This window comes from Rhizobium sp. YTU87027, from assembly GCF_050644135.1.
GTDB lineage: Bacteria > Pseudomonadota > Alphaproteobacteria > Rhizobiales > Rhizobiaceae > Rhizobium.
On record NZ_CP098442.1, the window covers coordinates 1 to 19,329 of the forward strand.

Here is a 19,329-nt window from a genome sequence, read left to right on the forward strand (position 1 = left end):
AGATGGACGGCTCCTGCTCCGCAACCGCTGTGCCATAGTGGCATGCGGTCAGAAACGATAGAGGAGCAGTTCATGAGAAAGATTACGACGATTGGCCTTGATCTGGCGAAGAATGTCTTTCAGGTACATGGCATCGATAACCTCGGGAACGTTATGGTTCGGCGGCAGCTTCGGCGAGGCGAGGTACTACGGTTTTTCCGCGGTATCCAACCGTGCCTTGTGGGCATCGAAGCCTGCGGAAGCTCGCATTACTGGGCTCGGGAAATCGAGAAGCTTGGGCATGTCGTCAAACTCATGCCGGCTGGGTACGTGAAGCCCTACGTGAAAAGAGGCAAGACAGATGCAGCCGATGCTGAGGCTATTTGTGAGGCCGTAACACGGCCGACGATGCGGTTCGTCGCTGCGAAGTCTGCCGATCAACAGTCGGTACTGATGATGCACAAGGTTCGTGAGCTTCTTGTTCGCCAGAGAACGATGCTGATCAATTCATTGCGTGGGCACTTGAGCGAATTCGGCGTCATCGGTGCTGGCGGGGCAAAGAACGTCCCCAAACTTGTCGAGCATTTTCACGAGATCCAGGGCAGCTTGCCGGAGCTGGCGCGCGCAATGCTGTGGACGATTATTGATCAATTGCAGCGATTAGGCGCCGAAGTCGTAAAGATCGAAAAGAAGATCGTAGACAGTGTCAGAGCTGACGCAGCAGCACGACGCCTTCTCTCGATACCAGGTGTGGGACCCATAACAGCGAGCGCCATCACCGCGGCGGTGTCGGACATTAGAAACTTTTCCTCCGGACGGCGCTTCGCTTCCTGGTTGGGATTGACGCCAAGACCGCACAGTTCCGGCGGAAAGGAACGCATGAGCGGCATTAGCAAGCAGGGCGACGGATATATTCGAAAGCTATTGGTTGTCGGTGCAACCGCAATAATCCGTTTCGCAAAGGATGGAAGCAGCGCCAGTCACGATTGGGCTGTGAGCCTGATGGACCGAAAGCCAGCAAGGGTCGTAACCGTCGCGCTCGCGAACAAAACAGCGAGGATTATCTGGGCGCTCCTGGTCCGCGAGCAGCAGTATATGAAGTCCGTTGCGGCTTGAATGAGATTTCGGGCGTAACTTTACGTCCGAGATGGCGGAGAGGTGCTGAAATGTGATGATCAAGCCGGTCGGACCGGAGACGAGGAAAGCCCCTGGGAGCATTGAGCTTGTAAAGCCCGATGATGTGTTTGGGACCTTGTCTGCGGACTTCATCATGGCCAGCGACCCGTAGGTCGCACGAGTAGGCCGGACACATGATTGCAATCGACCGAGAGATATCGCATGAATCACCACTGTGCCGCAGGAGCCGTCCACACATGCTCCCATTTTCCGTCTGCCCGTTGTCGCCCTGGCGGAAGACGCGGCTCGCGCGGATATCGTCGGCTCCGATGACGGAAAGGTCGCTCGCCGAAACCGGCCCGGCGGCGGTGCTGAACAGCCGGTTGGCCTGCCTCAGCCGCGCCCGGTCCAGCGCGTTGCGGATCGAGCGGGCATTGGCGAAATACGGCTGCTTGCGGCGTTCGACGATATAGTCGGCCATGATGCGGCGCGCCTCGTCGTCAAGGCGATAGTTCTGTTCAGCCAACAGGGATTTCGCGATATCGAGCAGTTCCCCGTCGCTATAATCAGGAAAGTCGATGTGATGGGCGATCCGCGACCGGAAGCCGGGATTGCTCTCAAAGAAGCGGTCCATGCGGTCGGCATAGCCGGCGAGGATGACGACGAGATCCTCGCGGTTGTTCTCCATCACCTGTAGCAGGATCTCGATCGCCTCCTGGCCGTAATCGCGCTCGTTGTCGGGACGGTAGAGATAATAGGCCTCGTCGATGAAGAGCACGCCGCCCATCGCCCGCTTCAGGATCTCCTTGGTCTTGGGCGCGGTGTGGCCGATATACTGGCCGACGAGATCGTCGCGCGTCACAGAGACCAGATGCCCCTTCCTGATATAGCCCAGCCGGTGCAGGATGTTGGCCATCCGGAGCGCAACCGTCGTCTTGCCGGTCCCGGGATTGCCGGTGAAGCTCATATGCAGCGTCGGCGCCATATGCGAGAGCCCAAAGGATTTGCGCGCGCGCTCGACGATGAGCAGGGCGGCGATCTCGCGGATCCTTTGCTTGACCGGCTTGAGGCCGACGAGTTCCCGGTCGAGTTCGTCGAGAACCTCCGCGACGCCGGAAGCGCGGAATTCCTCCCGGAGATCGACCGTGCCCGACGGGGCGCGCCCGTCAGGCGAAGGCGTCGGTTCGGATTTCATCGGCATTGCCATGACCTCAACCCACCTCCCCTGTCAGCGCGCCGCCGCCCAGCCGTAGGCTTGCGACCGCCCACGGATGTCGAACCGCGTCATCGAAAGACGCGGTTCGACAGCCGGCCGGTTGACGATGAAGGAGGTTCGCACCGTCTCCCAGCCGCGGGTGTTGTCGAAGGCATTGATGCGGATGTAGCTCTCCGGGTGTGCCTTGCGGCAATCCGCCACCTCCATCATCACGCCCTTGGCGTCGCGGAGGTCGAACATCGGATTGCCCCACATTTCCCAATAGGTGTTGCGGGGATGGGGATCGTCGGTGAATTCGACGCCGATCGCCCAGTCGCGGGACAGGCAGTATTCGACCTGAGCGGAGATCTGCTCGTCGGTGAGATCGGGCAGGAAGGAGAAGCAGCCCTGGGTAACGCGCATTGTCTTGATCCTTTCGATATCACATGGCGAGCGACGGCGTCGGCACGAAGTCCGATATATCCGTCGGCGTGTAGTTGAAGGTGATGCCGCCCCACACATCGAGCGCGGCCTCGAGCGGCTTGCACCACTTGGCGGCGGCACGCAGGATTTCCGGACCCTCGCCCACGATGTCGCGGCCCTCGTTGCGGGCGAGAACCATGGCTTCGAGCGCGACGCGATTGGCGGTAGCCCCGGCCTGGATACCCATCGGATGACCGATCGTGCCGCCGCCGAACTGCAGCACCACATCGTCGCCGAAGAGATCGAGCAACTGGTGCATCTGGCCGGCATGGATGCCGCCCGAGGCCACGGGCATGACCTTCAGCGTATCCGCCCAGTCCTGCTCGAAGAAGATGCCACGCGGCAGGTCGACCTCGTTCTTCAATTCGCGGAGCACGTTGTAGTAGCCCTGCACGGTCAGGGGATCGCCCTCGAGCTTGCCGACGGCGGTACCGGCATGGAGATGGTCGACGCCTGCGAGCCTGAGCCACTTGGCGATGACGCGGAAGGAGATGCCGTGGTTCTTCTGGCGGGTATAGGTGCCGTGGCCGGCGCGGTGCATATGCAAGATCATGTCGTTCTGGCGGCACCATTCCGAGATCGACTGGATGGCCGTCCAGCCGATGATCAGGTCGACCATGACGATGACAGATCCCAGTTCCTTGGCGAATTCGGCGCGGCGGTACATCTCCTCCATCGTGCCGGCGGTGATGTTGAGATAGTGGCCCTTGATCTCGCCGGTTTCGGCGGTCGCGCGGTTGACCGCCTCCGTGCAGTAGAGGAAACGATCGCGCCAGTGCATGAAGGGCTGCGAGTTGATATTCTCGTCGTCCTTCATGAAGTCGAGGCCGCCCCTGAGCCCTTCGTAGACCACGCGGCCGTAATTCTTGCCGGAAAGGCCGAGCTTCGGCTTCGTCGTGGCGCCGAGCAGCGGCTTCAAATCATCCAAGATCTGTGCGCCTGTTGTCATGACATCTGAATTGGGACTGCAAATTCGTTTAATTGGGACTGTCATTTCAGCAAGTCGCGGACAGTGGGTGCGATCGATCCCCGGTTGAATGTTCATTGATCCTGACCGGTAGCTCCGCCTAGCCGCACGCGATCGGCGCCGCGCTACCATCTTGATACTTGCTCTTGAAGGATATGAACCGACGGCCACGCTCAAATGTTCTCGCGCGGGAACAAATCACTAGGCAGGATACGAACTTGTTCTTAAGGCAATGGCTGATTCGGCCGCTCACGAAATGGCAAATTATAAACGCAATTTACATAGACGCTGACATACTTGACGCGCTGCGATACGCATTGAGCAGGCTGTGTTTTTGTCTCGGGGGATTTTTTTGAGCCAACACCTGATCAATGAATACCGGGGCGAGCTCGACCGATTGAGAGCCGCGTCCGGCAGTCGCCGCGAGAGCGTCCTACGCGAAGCGTTCAAGGACCTACTCAAGCGCTGGGGCAAGGCGCACGACCTCCAGTTCATCGCCGAGCACGACATCCTGACCAAGCAGATGACGCGCATCTACGTCGACGGCGCGCTCCTCCATGGACTGCGCGTCCCGTTCGGTTATTGGGAAGCCAAAGATGAGAGTGACGATCTCGACAAGGAGATAGAGGCGAAGTTCCGCAAGGGCTACCCGCGCGAGAACATAGTGTTCACGGACGATGTCCGGGCGGTGCTGTGGCAGGATGGCGCCGAGATCATGCGCGCCCAAATGCAGGCCGACGATGACGGGCTGCTGCGCCTGCTGACGTGCTTCTTTTCCCACGAGAGGCAGGAGATCGCTGACTTCAACAAGGCGGTGAAGCAGTTTGCCGCCGACCTGCCCGAAATCCTCAAGGCGCTACGCGAGCGCATCAACGCAAAGCAGAAGAACAGCGCCGAGTTCGCCAAGGCGGTGGCCGACTTCCTCAACCATGCACGCGATGCGATCAATCCCGTGGTGACCGAAGATGACGTGCGCGAAATGCTGATCCAGCACATCCTGACCGAGGACATCTTCGCCAAGGTGTTCAACGATCCCGATTATCACCGCAAAAACAACGTAGCGGCCGAGCTTTACAAACTGGAGGACCAGCTCTTCGCCGATAGGGGCGAGAAGACGACGCTCCTCAAGGATTTGGGGCCGTATTATTCTGGCATCGCGCGAACGGCGGCTGCCATCGAGAGCCACAGCGAGAAGCAGGGCTTCCTGAAGGCGCTCTACGAGGACTTCTACAAGGCCTACAACAAGAAGGCGGCCGATCGGCTCGGCGTGGTTTATACCCCCAGCGAGATTGTACGCTTCATGATCCGCAACGCCGACTGGCTGTGCGAGAAGCATTTTGGCAGGAACCTGATCGACCGCGGCGTCGAGATCCTCGACCCGGCGACCGGCACCGGCACCTTCGTCGTCGAGCTGCTCGAGCATTTCCGCAGCAACCATGACAAGCTTCGGCACAAGTATAAGGAAGAGCTGCATGCCAATGAAGTGGCGATCCTGCCGTACTACGTAGCCAACCTGAACATCGAAGCAACATACCAGGCGATCACTGGGCAATTCGCCGAGTACGAGAATCTGTGCCTAGTGGACACGCTGGATAACGTTGCGGCGTTGGGCATCTATTCCGGTCATCAGTTCGACATGTTCGGTTCCATCACCGACGAGAACGTCGAACGCATCAAGCGGCAGAACCGGCGCAAGATCAGCGTTATCATCGGTAATCCGCCGTACAACGCGTGGCAGGAGAACTATAACCAGAACAACGCTAACCGGCCGTATGCCCGCGTCGATGAGCGTATCAAGCAGACCTACATCAAGGAGGGCACAGCGCAGAACAAGAACAGCGTGTATGACATGTATACGCGCTTTGTGCGGTGGGCTTCCGACCGGCTCGGCGACGAAGGAATCATCGCCTTTGTGATGGGGCGCAAGCCCATCTCTAAGGACGCATATGACGGTTTCCGCAAAGTCGCAGAACGCGAGTTCAGCGACATCTGGCTAATGGATTTGGGCGGTGATGTTCGCGACAACCCAAAGCTGTCGGGTACGACGCACAACGTGTTCGGCATACAAACAGGCGTAACGATCGCATTTCTAGTGCGGCGCAAAGGCAAGGGCGGAGCCGTGATCCGTTACGCGCGCCGGCCCGAGATGGAGGCGGCCGAAGATAAACTCTCGTTTCTCGCGGCAAGCAACTTTGACTCCGTCTCAACCGATGTGCTCAAACCGAACGCTCGTCACGATTGGCTCGATGCTGGAGCGCTGGAATGGTCCAGTCTCCTTCCTCTGTCGATCAAGGGACGCAGCAAATCCACTCCATCAAGATCAATCTTTCAGCTCGTTTCGAGTGGCATTCAGACCAAAATGGATGAGTGGGTTACGGCGCGGACCGCCGAATTGTTGTGGCCGAAGCTGAAATATATTGCGGCAGAATACGATGCGTCATTGGCCGACGGTATACCCATAGACAGGACCGTCAAGTGGCACCGCGAGCTCGCGCGACATGTTCGAAATCGTCGGCCATTGGACCTTGATGCCGGTGCGGTTACCGAAATGTGTTTTAGGCCATATTCGCCGCTCGTTCTCTACTTCGACCGAATGTTGAATAGTCAGCTATTCCGACTGCATGACCTGTTCGTGGGAACTGCGCATAATCCCGGTATCGCGTTCTCGTTGGGGAAGCGCGGTGGCCTTGGGATCCTCGGAACGGATCGGATTCCATCCTATGACACATTCGTCCCTGATGCATGTCAGTTTGTCGCCCGATATCGCTACACCAAGTCCGGCGAGCGGGTGGACAACATTACCAACTGGGCGCTCAACAAGTTCGTCGCCGAGTACGGCAAGAAGGACGTCACCAAAGACGCTGTGTTCCACTACGTCTACGCCGTCCTTCACGACCCGGTTTATCGGGAGACTTATGCGATGAACCTCAAGCGCGAATTCCCACGCATCCCGTTCTATGCCGACTTCGCGCAATGGACTGCGTGGGGCGAGGCGCTGATGGCGCTGCATATCGGGTACGAGAACGTGGCGCCGTGGCCCGTCGAACGGATCGACAACGCCGATCCGAAGCGCGCTGAAGGCGCGCATCCCAGGCCAGTGCTCAGGTCGGATCCCGACAGGGGATTGGTAGCGGTCGATGGGGACACGCAGATCAGCGGCATCCCGCGCACGGCATGGGAGTATAAGCTCGGCAACCGCAGTGCGATCGACTGGGTGCTCGACCAGCACAAGGAGAAAACCCCGCGCGACCCGACGATCCGCGCGAAGTTCAACGCCTATCGCTTCGCCGACCATAAGGAGAGCATGATCGAACTGCTCGCGAAGGTCGTGCGGGTGAGCGTGGAGACCGTTGCCATTACAAAAAAGATGGCAGCGGTGTCGAATCGGAACGCCAGAGAAGTTAACGTCGGCTAAGAGAGACGCCACACCAGGAGCACTCTGAGGCGCGACAATTAAACTTCCGTATGCAAGCGAGCTTGCGCGCTAGGCCGTAGCAGCCTTGACCACAGGATGAGATTTTGCGGGCGGCCTTGTAGTCCGCCTGTCAGCGACGAAGTCCCGCAGGCCGACATAGACGTCCTTGATTGACGGCGACGGAGGACTCTCTAGCGACGAACTGAAGATCCTGTAGTACTCTGAAAACCTTTTGCGATCACTTCGCCATGTTCCAACCCAGCCCCACCCGTAGTGAAAATCTGGATCTGACGAGCCGCTATCTGGAATACGTTCGATCACTGACTTAAAAATGTGATTGTTCATGGTCTTGACGAAGAGTCGAAGAACAGCAGCAATGCCTTGTAAATCTGCCGACGATGGCGCGAACGGCTGCTCTAAAAACCTTTTATGACTTTCGGTGCCCAAAGCGATTGCCGTCTTTGAACCGAGTTTGCCGAATCGATGTACGCAGCAATGTCGAATTTCACAGACTTTCTTGAATTCCTTTAAGCTCGCCTCCAACTGTGCAGGCGGATTTCCTTTGATCCCCACGAAGGATTTCAACGCATCCAGGACGTTCTTGTCGCCGGCGAATGAAAGGTTCTCAGTCAGGGCCTCTGGAAGAAGCCCAATCTTATGATGCCGGGCGGCGCCGAAGCTGACGTTCATCGGTTCCACCAAAGAATGAGTGTGGTCGTCGACGAGGATGAGTTCGCGAAGAAGCGCTCTGAAGTAGCTTTCGACGGCCGACATGTAACCCAGCACCACCAGCGCACCAAGTTCTGGTCGGACCCTGGACGACAACGGAGACCCTGGAGCTACGTTCGCATCCCCCGCGTTGCCACCAACTGATATACCGGGATCCTGAGTGGTAGCAACGCCAGCATCTCGGATCAGCCCCTCGTCGCGGTACACGAGCGGGAGGTAAATTCGATTAATCGCCTCAGTGTTCTGTATGAACTGGTCGATTGGGCTCAACTCGGAATTTCCGCTTTGCGCCAGAAACATCTCACTTGTATCGATCGCGGGCATGCCAAGTGTCTGCATGCCCACGATTTCGTCGTGCTTATAGGCTTTGCTGCCACGCTTCTTTGTCATGACATGAACTCGTCGACGTAGGTATTCACATTGTCAGTGATCCCGGACGCCCGCTTCGGCCCTATCCTTTTGATGTTCCGCAACTCCGTCCCAGGATCTTGGAGCGCCACGAAGTCGCCAACGGTGCTGATATTGTTGTCCTGAAGCTTTTTGATCTGCCAATCACTAAGACCTGGGACGGACGAGATCGGTGTCTTCATGCAGTTGTCGAACGTTGAAGGAGTCACGAGCGGGCGACCGCATGCATGGCAAAAGAGTTGCGTCTCGCTAAGGCGCCGTGTGCCGCAGTTCTCGCATGGTGGCAGATTAAAACGGAGGCCCTCGAGCGTAGCCTGGTCTAGCAGGGTTTCGATTTTTCTCCGGACCGGATGCTTGGTCGACTTGCGTCTCAAGGATTCAACCACCTGCCGAGGAGAATTCCCCCGGCTTCTGCCTGAAAAAGCGCGGGTCGCGATCAGCGCGGATAGATGAGGAGTAAATCGGCGATACGACCGTTCCGCACCGTGAGATACCTCGGTCTTGTACTCGAACAGCAAACCCGCCTCGATCACGAGATTGATCATGCGATTGACGATCGGCGTCAGAGTCGATGTTTCGAGACCCAGGATTAGCTGCTTCTCATTCCTCTCCAGACTCTCGTCATTGGCTTCGCGGATCGCTTCCACCGCCTGTCCAAACAGGAGCTCACCGGTGCTGACAAGGGTCTCCAGGCGAGGAACCTTCTGGGAGAGCGATCGAAATTCGCTCAACCTGAGCTTGTTGTGATCTTGAACAATACTGTTGATGCGGGCCTGATCGTTGGATTCCGCACTGTCGTGATACGAACGCAGCATCGTCAGATAAGCACGCGGGATGCCGAACGAAGCGTAGATCAATAACTCGTCGACCTCGGGACGAAGCTGATCGGCCACCGGATATCGCTTATTCGCGATTTCCCGCATGGTCTCCACATAGCGCTCGCTATCGACGGGAAGCCAGGCAGAAACCGTTCTTCCCTCGTGGTTGGCGTGGAACCGCGGCCCGTATTCGGTCGATCCCGGATACACAGACGCCTTCGGCGAGATGCGCGGGTTCTTCAGGACGCGGATGATGTCAAACAGTTCGACCATGTATTCCGGCGTCAGCGTCAGTGCGGCGTCATCGAGCAGGACGACGGCTCGACTTCTACCATGGTGGTCGCACATCGCCAGAATGCCGTTCACAACGTTCTGAATCGTCAAAAACCGGACTACCTCGTGTTCCTGCTCGGTAAGAGGGATCTGGCGCTCCAACTGGCTCACGATCGCCTGGAAGTCGGCGCGCTCCGCGCCAAGAAACGCTGGGAAGTTGAAAGGATCGCCCTTGAGGCGGGACGCGAGCGCGTCTGCTTCCAGAACAATGCTGGCCAGAACCCACGACTGGAAAATGTTAACGGCGTCTGCACGGTGATTGAGCAAAGGCTCGAGACGCAGATACCGATTGAAGCTGACATAGAGCGCAAGCGGGAGGCTGGCGTCATCCTGACACTTCAAAGCAGTGAACCGCATCAAGTGAGTTTTGCCGCATCCCCTGGGACCCTGAATGAGGACGAGTCCTTTGGATACCAGTGCCTGATGGACACGGTCGAAATGGTCTTCTGCTACGGTTTCATCGAGAAGCACCTTCTCATCGATCTGGTCGGCCCGCTCTTCGAAAGTCGTCTCATCCCGCGCTGTCGTCATGGCGGCGTCTCCTAATAAAGTGGCACTGCGAGAAGTTCTGCCTTGCTGAGCTGGCGTGCCCCTAGACCCCGGCTAGCGGAGCGCAGCTTTTCGCGGCCAGATGCGGAACGGAGAGCGCCATAAACTCTCTCCCGATATTGAGGAGCGACACGAATGACGTAAACGCAGTCAGACACGGCGAAGCCACCGGTTCGGACCATCGCGATCTTGCTTTCGAGATCTCGATCGACCCGCGCCAACAAGATGTCGCCAGGTAGCGCCGACTGACCGGTCACCGGCGTATCCGGACCATCGAAGACGCCGTCTTCCGCATTTGAAAAGTCCGTTGTATGGAACACGAAGTGCTCTGACGCTCTGCCTTCCTTGGCGGAAAGAGATCCGCGGAAGATATGCGCAGCGAGAGTGCGCAGTGTCGTCTGACTTGCAGTGTGCTCAACTGAATGAAAGCCGTAATCCAGGCGTCGCTCGGCCAGCTCGGCGTCGATCTCGATGGGATCGCTAAGTCCCTGCTCGACCGTAAATCGATGAAGCCGGATCTTGCTGCCAGGGGGAACCTTGTTTTCGAACACGAGAAGGTACGAGTTGGCTTCGGTCCGAAGAAATGATCCTTTCGGCAACTGGATCACTGCACTTATCGCATGGCTTCGCGCCAGGTTGTTTCGCAGTTTCGACGCCCTCATGCCGGAAGCAAAACTGTCCGGCACGATCAGGCCGATGCATCCGCCAGGACGAACAATTCGTATATTTTGAGCGAGGAAAAGGGCCTCTGCGGTCACGTCTCCGTGGCAGGAAAAGGAATCCTCCAGGCCTGCTTCTTCGAGAAGCCGCTCATAGCCGTTTCGCCATTCGACCTTTTTGAAAGGTGGATTGCAAAGAGCGGCATCGAAGAGACCTGCGCGCGTAACCTTCGCTGAGATGTCGGGATCAAGTGCATCGAGAACGTAATGGCGTCGTCTGCCGGAGGTATCAAGGGCGCGGCGAGCGACGGCGCAATCCGCGTCGATATCCACCGTTGTAACGGCAGCTTTGCTCCATCTGCGTGACGCGGCATCCGACAAGACCCCACCACCGGCGCCGAGGTCAATTATCGAACCTACATCGACTTCGGGCATCGCTTGAACAAGCAGGTCGCCAATGTGGGGCTGCGAGTAGAACCGGCAAAGCGGATCAGGTCCCTCCAAAATTTCCACAAGCGCCCCCAACCTACTGTCTGCCCTTCGCACATCGTCTACTCTTCACGACTCGACCGAACCACACAAGCACCCCTCGTCAACGTTTTGTAGCGTCACGCAGTTAAAGATCATCGCCGGATGAAAGACACAGTGGCGATCAAACGACTTGTCGCTTGAAACCGGAAACTGGCCGAAGGCACGCCCTCAATGACAACCTCTACTCGTGACCAGCTTCTTTGGCGCGACTTTCGCAGCTTCTTTACCAAGCGAAAGATCTCCGGCGGTACCGTCAGCCGGGATGGGCGTTGCTCGTGACACCATGCTTGGTTTTATGAAAACTTGCCAGAAGCTCGGGCTCTCCTTTTACCACTAACTCGGCGACCGGCTCGGGCTTGGCGACGGTGGTCATCCCACTTCGCCGTTGCCCGCCGCCATCCTCGCCCGCGCCTGAGACTGAACCTTCCCGTTACAGGTGCCTGAGCGGTCGGTGCGGCCTCGATGGCTCGTCGTCCGAGGCAATGTCGCCTTCCAAACCGGCAGTGCCACCAGATTTGCCCACTTACCCCCGCATAATACTCTGCAGAGGTAAATCGGCGAAGTGATAACGTATTGAAATCATGGTAAACACGCCATTAACCAGAAATGATATCACCAATTGCTTCCGCTGCTGCTGACGATTCCGGGTGCTACGTCTCACTTCCGATAAATACCTCTTATCGGAAGTGATTGATTTCGAGCCGCAAATCAGCCAATTTCGGCATTCCTGGTTCGCAGGATCGCCGGAACTCTAAGGCCTTACCGGGACTTGCGTGACCAAGAACGGTGGATTGCCTCACCCTGGATGGGTGGATTGGCGCGGGATGGGACAGCATGGCAAAGCAGACGAAGATCCCGCGGCTGATCTCCTGTGACGAGGCCGGCTATACCGGCCCAAAACTGCTCGACGACAACCAGCCGTATTTCGCCTATGCCGCTGTCGACCTGACGCCGGACGAAGCCGCTGCAATCGTTGCCACGGCGCGGCAGAAATTCCGCATCCAGGCACCCGAACTCAAATCCGGCCTGCTGCGCAAGCGCGACAACTGGCCCGACATCGCGCTCGATATTCTTGAACCCGTCAAGGGGCGGGCGATGGTCATCGCCGCCGACAAGCGGTTAAAACTCGCTGGCAAGACCTTCGAATATCTCTTTGAGCCCGTTCTCGAGAGGATGAACGGCCTGTTCTATCACTACGATCTGCATCGCTTCGTCATGAACGGCCTCTATCGCATCCTGTTCGTCACCGGTGCACCGACGCCGAAGCTGGCCGAGGAACTGCAGAGCTTCATGAAATCGTTCGACCCAGCTGACGCACCGACAGTGTTTGCCGCCGCCCAGAGTAGCGCCGAGACGCACGAGATCCTCGACTGCGTCCTGCGGTTTGCACGTGGCTACGCTGCGACCATTGACGAGCGGAGCAAGCACCTGCAGAAGGACGTCGATCCGACAGCCAAGTGGACGCTGGACCTGACCACGACCTGCCTGTTCAGCCTGCTGTTGCACGGCTGGGGCCACCATCACGACAGCCTGGATGTCCTGTGCGACGACTCCAAGCCGCTGCAGGCGATGGCGCATGCGTTCGACGGCTTCGTCGGACAATCCGACAGTGCCGAGTTGATCGGGGCGGGCAGCCAACGCGCCAAGATCAGAGCGAACCTGGCCAATCCGATTCGGTTTGGCTCTTCCGCAACAAATCCCAGCCTGCAGATCGCCGATATCGTCGCCGGCGCGACCACCGACCTGCTGCAGCATCAAACAGACTCTGCCTGTCGGGATCTCGCAAAGTGGATCCTGCCGCACATGCATCCTCATACCATGCTGCCGGATGATGATTTCATCGACCTGGCGCGGCCGAAACCGCGGATGAACCTTGCCGCATTGAAGGAACTCGCGCATCGCGCTGATCACGGTGAGGATCCGATTGCCGGGATGGATGAATTCTACGAGAACCTGTTGGCCAGCGAGCGCAGATGTAGGAGGGCTTTGTTCTGATGCGTGACGCAGTTCATATCCGAGCGGAGCAGCTTGACACGATGGCCTCGGTGCTGCCGATCGACCGCCGCGACAAGCTCGCCGAGTTATTGACCGACCAGGATGTCGAGACACTCCGGCATCTCGTCAACGAAGGCATGGGCAACAATACCCTTCGGGCACTAACGTCCGATCTTGCCTATCTGGAGGCCTGGGCCACGGCGGCGACCGGAGCTCCCCTGCCCTGGCCGGCGCCGGAGGCGCTGCTGCTGAAATTCGTGGCGCATCATCTTTGGAATCCGCGCCAGCGCGAGACCGATCCCGAGCACGGTATGCCGGCCGACGTCGAGCACGCGTTGCGTGATGGCGGCTTCCTAAGGTCCACCGGCCCGCATGCGCCGGACACCGTGCGGCGGCGGCTCGCCAACTGGTCGACGCTCACGAGATGGCGCGGCGCTCAGGGTGCTTTCGCCTCCCCTGCCCTGAAGTCGGCAATCCGGCTTGCCGTCCGGGCCGTGCCGCGGCAACGCCGGCGCAAGAGCGCCAAGGCGGTGACCGGCGACGTGCTGGCGAAGCTGCTGGCAACCTGCGGCGAAGACAGTCTCCGCGATCTGCGTGACCGGGCGATCCTCATGGTCGCCTTCGCATCCGGCGGTCGTCGCCGCAGCGAAGTCACCGGCCTGCGAAGAGAACAACTGACGATCGAAGCCCCGGTTGAGGCTGAGGATGGAAGTCCCCTCCCCTCTTTGTCGATTCACCTCGGTCGCACCAAGACCTCCGGCGCCGATCAGGACGAAGTCGTTTATTTGACCGGCCGACCGGTAGTCGCCCTGAACGCTTGGCTGGCGGCCGCCAAGATCGAAAGCGGAGCCATGTTTCGGGCGATCGACCGCTGGGGCAATGTTTCCCGCCGCTCGCTCGATCCGAAGGCGGTCAATGATATCGTCAAGCAGCGCGCGAGAATGGCTGGCTTGGACGCTGGGGAGTTTTCCGCGCACGGATTGAGATCTGGATATCTGACCGAGGCAGCGAACCGCGGCATTCCCCTTCCCGAGGCGATGGAGCAATCGCGCCATCGTTCCGTGCAGCAAGCATCCAGCTATTACAACAGCGCAACGCGTCGAAGCGGCCGCGCTGCTCAACTCCTCAAGTAGACTTCGCACTCAATCAGCGGTTCAATACCTCATCAGTCGACGGCATGCGAAGTACCTAAATGTGGTATTCAAGCGTTGGAGCGCGTCACACTTGTTTTTTGTTTCGCCCTGGCAGGGCATACCGGAACACATGTTCATCCCGAGCATCTCGGACCTTCAGAATTGCCCCTGCCGGTGCTGAATTGGGAGCGGCTCAATTCCAGCCACAGCCGCGAATTCCCCATAAGCGACGCCGTTGTCCATAAGCCGAGTTGGCGCGTGGAGCACCGCGCTTCGGCCAATATGGCTCGAGCTCGCCTAAGGTTCTAAGCCATCACGCGATTGCTCCTCCATCTCGATTCGAAGGACGCTATAGGCACTCCTTCCGCCCCAGAGATGAACGAAGTGGCGGAAGGAGCGAACACGGAGGTTGCAGCCGGTGCTACCGACCACAGGAAAATAGAGTTTCAAACGACGGCAATCGGCCAGCACAATTTTCTATCCGGCGGAACATGGTTGAGGCCTGCGTAAGGTGGTAATGGCGCGAACGCACCTCGGCCGACAGCATGCGTAATCGGATGGTCCCATAAGAGGTAAGCTCCTAGTACAATCCGGTGCAACCGAGATGAACGGAGATGACGATGTGGCGTCAAACTCCTGATACGCTTGAGGTGTGGTGTATTCGAGAAAGCAGTCCGCGGCGCGATTGAAAGTGCTCCCCGCTCAGTCATGTGCTTTTGCCGATGCTTGAGGCCAGGCAAATGCTCTTTGAGACATTCCTCGAACTGGATCGACGTGTTTGAAAGGCCGCCAATCAAGACTCCATAACCACCCGCTTCATGAGCGTTCCGGGCGTTGGGTACCTCACGGCCCTGAGTTTCAGGGCCGCGGTCGATTGCCCCGCCCGAGTCAAGAGCTCACGAGCTGTCGGAGCCCACGTTGGAATGATTCCGCGACGCTTCCAAAGCGAGAAGGACAATCTAGGTCGCATCTCACCCGCTGGTCACGCCGATGTTCGGGCAACGCCCTACGCGGCCGCCAATGCGATTCTCATGCGCTCCCTCCATCGCCTGGAGCAGCCTAACGGCATGCGGTGTGCGACTGATGAAAGCCAAAGGGAGGCGGCGAGCCATTGTCGTCTTGCTCCACCGGATGTCGATCGATGGTACCGAGTGCCGGTTCGGATCGGAGGCTGCAGCATGAAGTAGGACAACCAGAGATTCCGATTCTGGCCGGATCGTCCCATGCGGACGACGGGATGGATGAAGCCGACTATGACTGCTGCGCTTCGAGCGCGCCGCAAAGCAAGGCTCTCCAGACCTTAATCCCATGCATGCGTGCAGCCGCCCCGAACGAAGCGGCGCTAACAGACCGCGTATTGAAGCGTGACCCACCACAATGACCAGGCCAAGGACGATCGCGAAAGAGTTTGACCCACATACCCGATTAGAAGGGGCAGCCATTGCTCGGTCTGCTGGTGCCCTGCCGCATAGCTCAAACCGCGCGGCAGGAGCCGCATCCAAAGTGATTCGAACCAGCAAGCTGCCTCGATCAGCGATCCGTTTGTACGTTGTCACGGGAACATTTCGCATGATCTTTCGGCGAATGGGCCCTCTTTAACTGTGACAATAGTGGAGTCAAAAGAAGTGTTCCGGAGGCGAGTATGCTGTAAGTTCGTGAACGCACTCAGCGCGACGCCGCAAATCTGTGATGGGGGAGGGACCCTCGCAAAGGCTTTGACATGAGTTCATCCTCCAATCCCAGTTAGCCGCGGCTAACTGCGCCTATGAACCAGGAACCTGCAACGTTCGAGCCTGCGCCATCCGACCCGATCGAAGCTGAAATCAGCGGCGAGGTTCGGGCGTGCGGGCTCTTTCTGCGGAGTCGTACTTCGAGACCGGTTTCCGCCAGAGCGTCCAATGCGGAGGACCGGCCAATCGCTGACAAATCGCTTCCCGGTCCGGGCTGGTCTGCAGCGGCCTACTCGACGAGCCAGTCGGCCGTTGACCACACCGGAGAAGCTGCCGCTGGCTATCCTACTACAGGCCTATTCGGTCCGCTCTGCTTAGCAGCACGCCGCCTCCTGAGAACAACCGTCCGCCTCCTTGTCGATGCACCTGACCGAAACGGCAGGTATCCGGAGCGAGTGGTCCCGTTGTATGTGCATGAGCCGCGCGAACCTCGCCCAAGCAATTGCGTGCTGACAAGCTCGTCACCGGTACCATCATTGTCGCCGAAGATGGGAAGGAGACCCTTGCTCCGGCCCCCTGGCCCTCTTTCCTCACCGCTGTTAGTCAACATTTCACGCGGCCGCCAAAGCTCATCGCAGTGTCAAGATGAGCCGGCTTGGATTGTTGCCCAATTGGCGGAAGTCCGACCGTGGCGGTAAGTGTGCGGGATAGTAGATGTCTGGACCTTCTCGGGCGTCTACGACCTGCGCTCCTGCGCTCAAGAGTCATCATTCGGCGTCGAACCTGTGACACGTGACTATAGATTGCCGAGTTAGCCGCGGCTAACTGCGCAAACAGGTCGGGTACATTAACTTTTCATTAACCAAAAAGCCCTTGCCTTCACGAGAGAATCGGGGGCAATAATACAACTGCGGTCAAAACCGAATTCTTCGGCCAAAACCGCAGTTAGTTAAATTGGGCGAATCGGCATGACACAGATGGCAGAGAAAATTGTAACGGCGGATATGTCAGATCTCAAAGGATTGATTCAGCGCCATTCCTCTGCGCTGTCAATGCAACTCCAAGCTCATCACGCGACCGTTTTTCCACCGCATTCCGAAAAGGGAATCCGAAACTTTACTCCCGCGGAGACATCCAAGCTCATTGGAATAGGGGAGGGGTACTTGCGCCAAATCGCCGCCGAAATGCCAAACCTATCCGCGGCGCAAACTGGCGGTCGGCGAAGCTACTCTGTCGAAGACATCCACGAATTGAGGAAGCATCTTGACCAAGGCACCAGGGGAGGGCGCCGCTATCTACCCCATCGCCGCGGCGAAGAGGAACTGCAGGTAATCGCAGTTATGAACTTCAAGGGCGGGTCGGGCAAGACGACAACGTCAGCACATCTCGCGCAACACCTCGCTCTTCGTGGGTATCGTGTGCTCGCGATTGACCTCGACCCACAGGCAAGTCTTTCTGCCCTTTTTGGCCACCAACCGGAAGTCGATGTCGGTCCGAACGAAACGCTCTACGGCGCCATTCGCTATGACGATCAGCAACGACCCATCGCTGAAATTGTTCGCGCAACCTATATCCCTGATCTTCACCTGATTCCGGGAAACCTGGAACTCATGGAGTTCGAGCACGACACGCCCCGTGCGCTGATGAAGCGGCAGCCCGGCGATACGCTGTTTTTTGCCCGTATCGGTCAAGCAATTGCGCAGGCGCAGAACCTCTATGACGTCGTGGTCATCGACTGCCCGCCCCAGCTCGGCTACCTCACGCTCTCTGCGCTCACCGCGGCCACATCCGTTCTGGTTACGGTCCATCCGCAGATGCTTGATGTAATGTCGATGAACCAATTTCTCGCAATGACCGGAGATCTCCTCGAGGAAATCTCCGCCGCCGGCGCTCGTTCTGACTACAACTGGATGCGCTATCTCGTGACCCGATTTGAGCCGAGCGACGGACCACAGAACCAGATGGTTGCGTTTCTACGGTCCATATTCGGTGAACATGTGCTTATTCATCCCATGCTGAAAAGCACTGCCGTCTCCGATGCCGGTCTGACGAATCAAACATTGTATGAAGTTGAGCGCAGCCAATTTACGCGGGCGACCTACGACCGGGCTCTAGAATCGATGAGCAACGTCAACGCTGAAATTGAAGGGTTGATCAAAAAGGCGTGGGGTAGGGTTGCATGAGCAGGAAAGACGTTTTCGCCAGTCTCGGCCAGCATGGTGCCGTCGCAGCAGACTCCGCCGAAGTTCGGGTCCAGAAGAACCGCGTGCGGCCAATACTCGGTTCGCCGGAGCTCATTCAAGATACCTCACGTTCACCGGTGGGTGCGATCGGGCAGTCGCTGAGTGAGGTCAGCGAGCGTAGCCGGCGCGCAGATGACATCGAGAAGCGGCTTGCCGAAGGCCATGCGGTTGTTTCCCTGGACACGGCCGATATTGACCCATCGTTCATCCCGGATCGAATGCCAGGAGCAGCAGAAGCTCATGAGCGCCTTGTAAACTCTATCCGGGAACAAGGCCAACAGGTTCCCATCCTGGTCCGCCCACACCCGGACAAGCCCGGCCGGTACCAAGTTGCGTTTGGCCATAGACGTCTTCGCGCAATCACTGAACTTGGCACCCGTGTGAACGCGATCGTCCGAGAGTTGACCGATGAGCAGCTCGTTGTGGCGCAGGGCCAAGAGAATAATGAACGCCAGGATCTCACCTATATTGAAAAGGCTCGGTTCGCCGATAAGCTACAGCAACGCTTCTCTCGCGACGTGATCATGTCAGCCATGTCGGTGTATAAAAGCGACCTGTCGAACATGTTGTCGGTCGTCGGGCGCATACCGGATGATTTGATTGACTCGATCGGCCCAGCGCCCTCCATCGGTCGCCGCAATTGGATGGAGCTTGCCGAGCTCCTATCGAGCAAGAAGTTGCTGGATCGAGCTATCGCATTCACTGGAGCAGAAGAAGTCCAACGCCTTGCGTCCGAAGAGCGCTTCAAGGCGCTCCTCGCACATTTGAAGCCTCGTCCCAAGAAGGCGCAGGCGGACGTTTGGTCATCTCCCGCGGGCGAACGCCTCGCAAAAGTCACGCACAGCGATGCCAAGGTCGAGATTGTGATTGATCGGAAACAAGCGCCCGATTTCGCTGCATTCGTCCTCGACAAGCTTCAATCGCTGTTTGAAGAGCATCGCTCAAAAAACTGAGCACCGAAGGTCATTGGAATAAGGAGAAAGCCGCAAAAGAAAAAAGCCCCCGGACGTCGCCGTCACGGAAGCTCTTCTCGATGTTTAGCAGCTAGAGAATCGCACTTCCGAGAATCACTGTCAAGAGTCTAGGCGTCATTCGACGAGCGGATT

Annotated in this window: 12 protein-coding genes and 2 pseudogenes; 8 read left to right on the forward strand and 6 right to left on the reverse strand. The window is 58.0% G+C overall.

Annotation, left to right across the window (positions count from 1 at the left end):
- Positions 1 to 72: 72 nt before the first annotated feature.
- Positions 73 to 1,095 carry an IS110 family transposase gene (locus tag NBG89_RS28675; protein ID WP_416068574.1) on the forward strand — a complete coding sequence of 341 codons (1,023 nt, stop codon included), beginning with the start codon at positions 73 to 75 and terminating at the stop codon, positions 1,093 to 1,095.
- Positions 1,096 to 1,354: 259 nt separating this feature from the next.
- Here NBG89_RS28675 and cbbX read toward each other — a convergent pair.
- From cbbX to NBG89_RS28690, 3 genes and pseudogenes are all read right to left on the reverse strand, one after another.
- A pseudogene (gene cbbX, locus NBG89_RS28680) lies at positions 1,355 to 2,302 on the reverse strand (CbbX protein); the annotation flags it as partial.
- 21 nt (positions 2,303 to 2,323) lie between these two features.
- Positions 2,324 to 2,713 carry a ribulose bisphosphate carboxylase small subunit gene (locus NBG89_RS28685; protein WP_416068644.1) on the reverse strand — a complete coding sequence of 130 codons (390 nt, stop codon included), beginning with the start codon at positions 2,711 to 2,713 and terminating at the stop codon, positions 2,324 to 2,326.
- Between the two features lie 19 nt (positions 2,714 to 2,732).
- Entirely contained in the window at positions 2,733 to 3,722 is a 990-nt protein-coding gene (locus NBG89_RS28690; RefSeq protein ID WP_416068643.1) for a ribulose-bisphosphate carboxylase large subunit, read from the reverse strand.
- Positions 3,723 to 4,092: 370 nt separating this feature from the next.
- Here NBG89_RS28690 and NBG89_RS28695 point away from each other — a divergent pair, with 370 nt between their 5' ends.
- Positions 4,093 to 7,155: a type ISP restriction/modification enzyme gene (locus NBG89_RS28695; RefSeq protein ID WP_416068642.1), complete on the forward strand. Its 3,063-nt coding sequence runs from the start codon at positions 4,093 to 4,095 to the stop codon at positions 7,153 to 7,155.
- Positions 7,156 to 7,224: 69 nt separating this feature from the next.
- Here NBG89_RS28695 and NBG89_RS28700 read toward each other — a convergent pair whose 3' ends face one another.
- From NBG89_RS28700 to NBG89_RS28710, 3 genes are read right to left on the reverse strand one after another with little or no spacing between them, the layout of a single operon-like run.
- On the reverse strand, positions 7,225 to 8,274 hold the full coding sequence (locus tag NBG89_RS28700) for a hypothetical protein (RefSeq protein ID WP_416068641.1): 1,050 nt from the start codon (positions 8,272 to 8,274) through the stop codon (positions 7,225 to 7,227).
- Positions 8,271 to 9,974, reverse strand: a complete 1,704-nt coding sequence (locus NBG89_RS28705; RefSeq protein ID WP_064829454.1) for an ATP-binding protein — start codon at positions 9,972 to 9,974, stop codon at positions 8,271 to 8,273. The genes NBG89_RS28700 and NBG89_RS28705 overlap by 4 nt, the downstream gene beginning before the upstream one ends.
- 11 nt (positions 9,975 to 9,985) lie before the next feature.
- The gene (locus tag NBG89_RS28710; RefSeq protein ID WP_416068640.1) at positions 9,986 to 11,164 is read right to left on the reverse strand and encodes a methyltransferase; all 1,179 of its coding nucleotides are present in this window, start codon (positions 11,162 to 11,164) and stop codon (positions 9,986 to 9,988) included.
- A gap of 225 nt (positions 11,165 to 11,389) precedes the next feature.
- Between NBG89_RS28710 and NBG89_RS28715 the strand changes: the two are divergent.
- From NBG89_RS28715 to repB, 6 genes and pseudogenes are all read left to right on the forward strand, one after another.
- A pseudogene (locus NBG89_RS28715) lies at positions 11,390 to 11,597 on the forward strand (IS66 family transposase); the annotation flags it as partial.
- 419 nt (positions 11,598 to 12,016) lie between these two features.
- Complete coding sequence (locus tag NBG89_RS28720) at positions 12,017 to 13,177, forward strand: DUF3800 domain-containing protein (protein WP_416068639.1); 1,161 nt, start codon at positions 12,017 to 12,019, stop codon at positions 13,175 to 13,177.
- The gene (locus NBG89_RS28725) at positions 13,177 to 14,310 is read left to right on the forward strand and encodes a tyrosine-type recombinase/integrase (RefSeq protein WP_416068638.1); all 1,134 of its coding nucleotides are present in this window, start codon (positions 13,177 to 13,179) and stop codon (positions 14,308 to 14,310) included. The genes NBG89_RS28720 and NBG89_RS28725 overlap by 1 nt, the downstream gene beginning before the upstream one ends.
- Positions 14,311 to 15,128: 818 nt before the next feature.
- Positions 15,129 to 15,497: a transposase gene (locus tag NBG89_RS28730; protein ID WP_416068637.1), complete on the forward strand. Its 369-nt coding sequence runs from the start codon at positions 15,129 to 15,131 to the stop codon at positions 15,495 to 15,497.
- Between the two features lie 1,460 nt (positions 15,498 to 16,957).
- Positions 16,958 to 18,163 (forward strand): plasmid partitioning protein RepA, encoded by a 1,206-nt coding sequence (repA, locus tag NBG89_RS28735; protein ID WP_416068766.1) that lies wholly within the window; start codon positions 16,958 to 16,960, stop codon positions 18,161 to 18,163.
- Positions 18,160 to 19,176, forward strand: coding sequence for a plasmid partitioning protein RepB (gene repB, locus NBG89_RS28740; RefSeq protein ID WP_416068636.1), 1,017 nt, complete (start codon positions 18,160 to 18,162; stop codon positions 19,174 to 19,176). Before repA ends, repB begins: the two co-directional genes overlap by 4 nt.
- Positions 19,177 to 19,329: the final 153 nt, after the last annotated feature.

Excerpts from the sequence above, each read along its gene's own strand:
- NBG89_RS28675 (WP_416068574.1), top strand. The coding sequence starts at position 73 with ATGAGAAAGATTACGACGATTGGCCTTGATCTGGCGAAGAATGTCTTT.
- NBG89_RS28685 (WP_416068644.1), bottom strand. The coding sequence starts at position 2,713 with ATGCGCGTTACCCAGGGCTGCTTCTCCTTCCTGCCCGATCTCACCGAC.
- NBG89_RS28690 (WP_416068643.1), bottom strand. The coding sequence starts at position 3,722 with ATGACAACAGGCGCACAGATCTTGGATGATTTGAAGCCGCTGCTCGGC.
- NBG89_RS28700 (WP_416068641.1), bottom strand. The coding sequence starts at position 8,274 with ATGACAAAGAAGCGTGGCAGCAAAGCCTATAAGCACGACGAAATCGTG.
- NBG89_RS28705 (WP_064829454.1), bottom strand. The coding sequence starts at position 9,974 with ATGACGACAGCGCGGGATGAGACGACTTTCGAAGAGCGGGCCGACCAG.
- NBG89_RS28720 (WP_416068639.1), top strand. The coding sequence starts at position 12,017 with ATGGCAAAGCAGACGAAGATCCCGCGGCTGATCTCCTGTGACGAGGCC.
- NBG89_RS28725 (WP_416068638.1), top strand. The coding sequence starts at position 13,177 with ATGCGTGACGCAGTTCATATCCGAGCGGAGCAGCTTGACACGATGGCC.
- NBG89_RS28730 (WP_416068637.1), top strand. The coding sequence starts at position 15,129 with ATGAGCGTTCCGGGCGTTGGGTACCTCACGGCCCTGAGTTTCAGGGCC.
- repA (WP_416068766.1), top strand. The coding sequence starts at position 16,958 with ATGGCAGAGAAAATTGTAACGGCGGATATGTCAGATCTCAAAGGATTG.
- repB (WP_416068636.1), top strand. The coding sequence starts at position 18,160 with ATGAGCAGGAAAGACGTTTTCGCCAGTCTCGGCCAGCATGGTGCCGTC.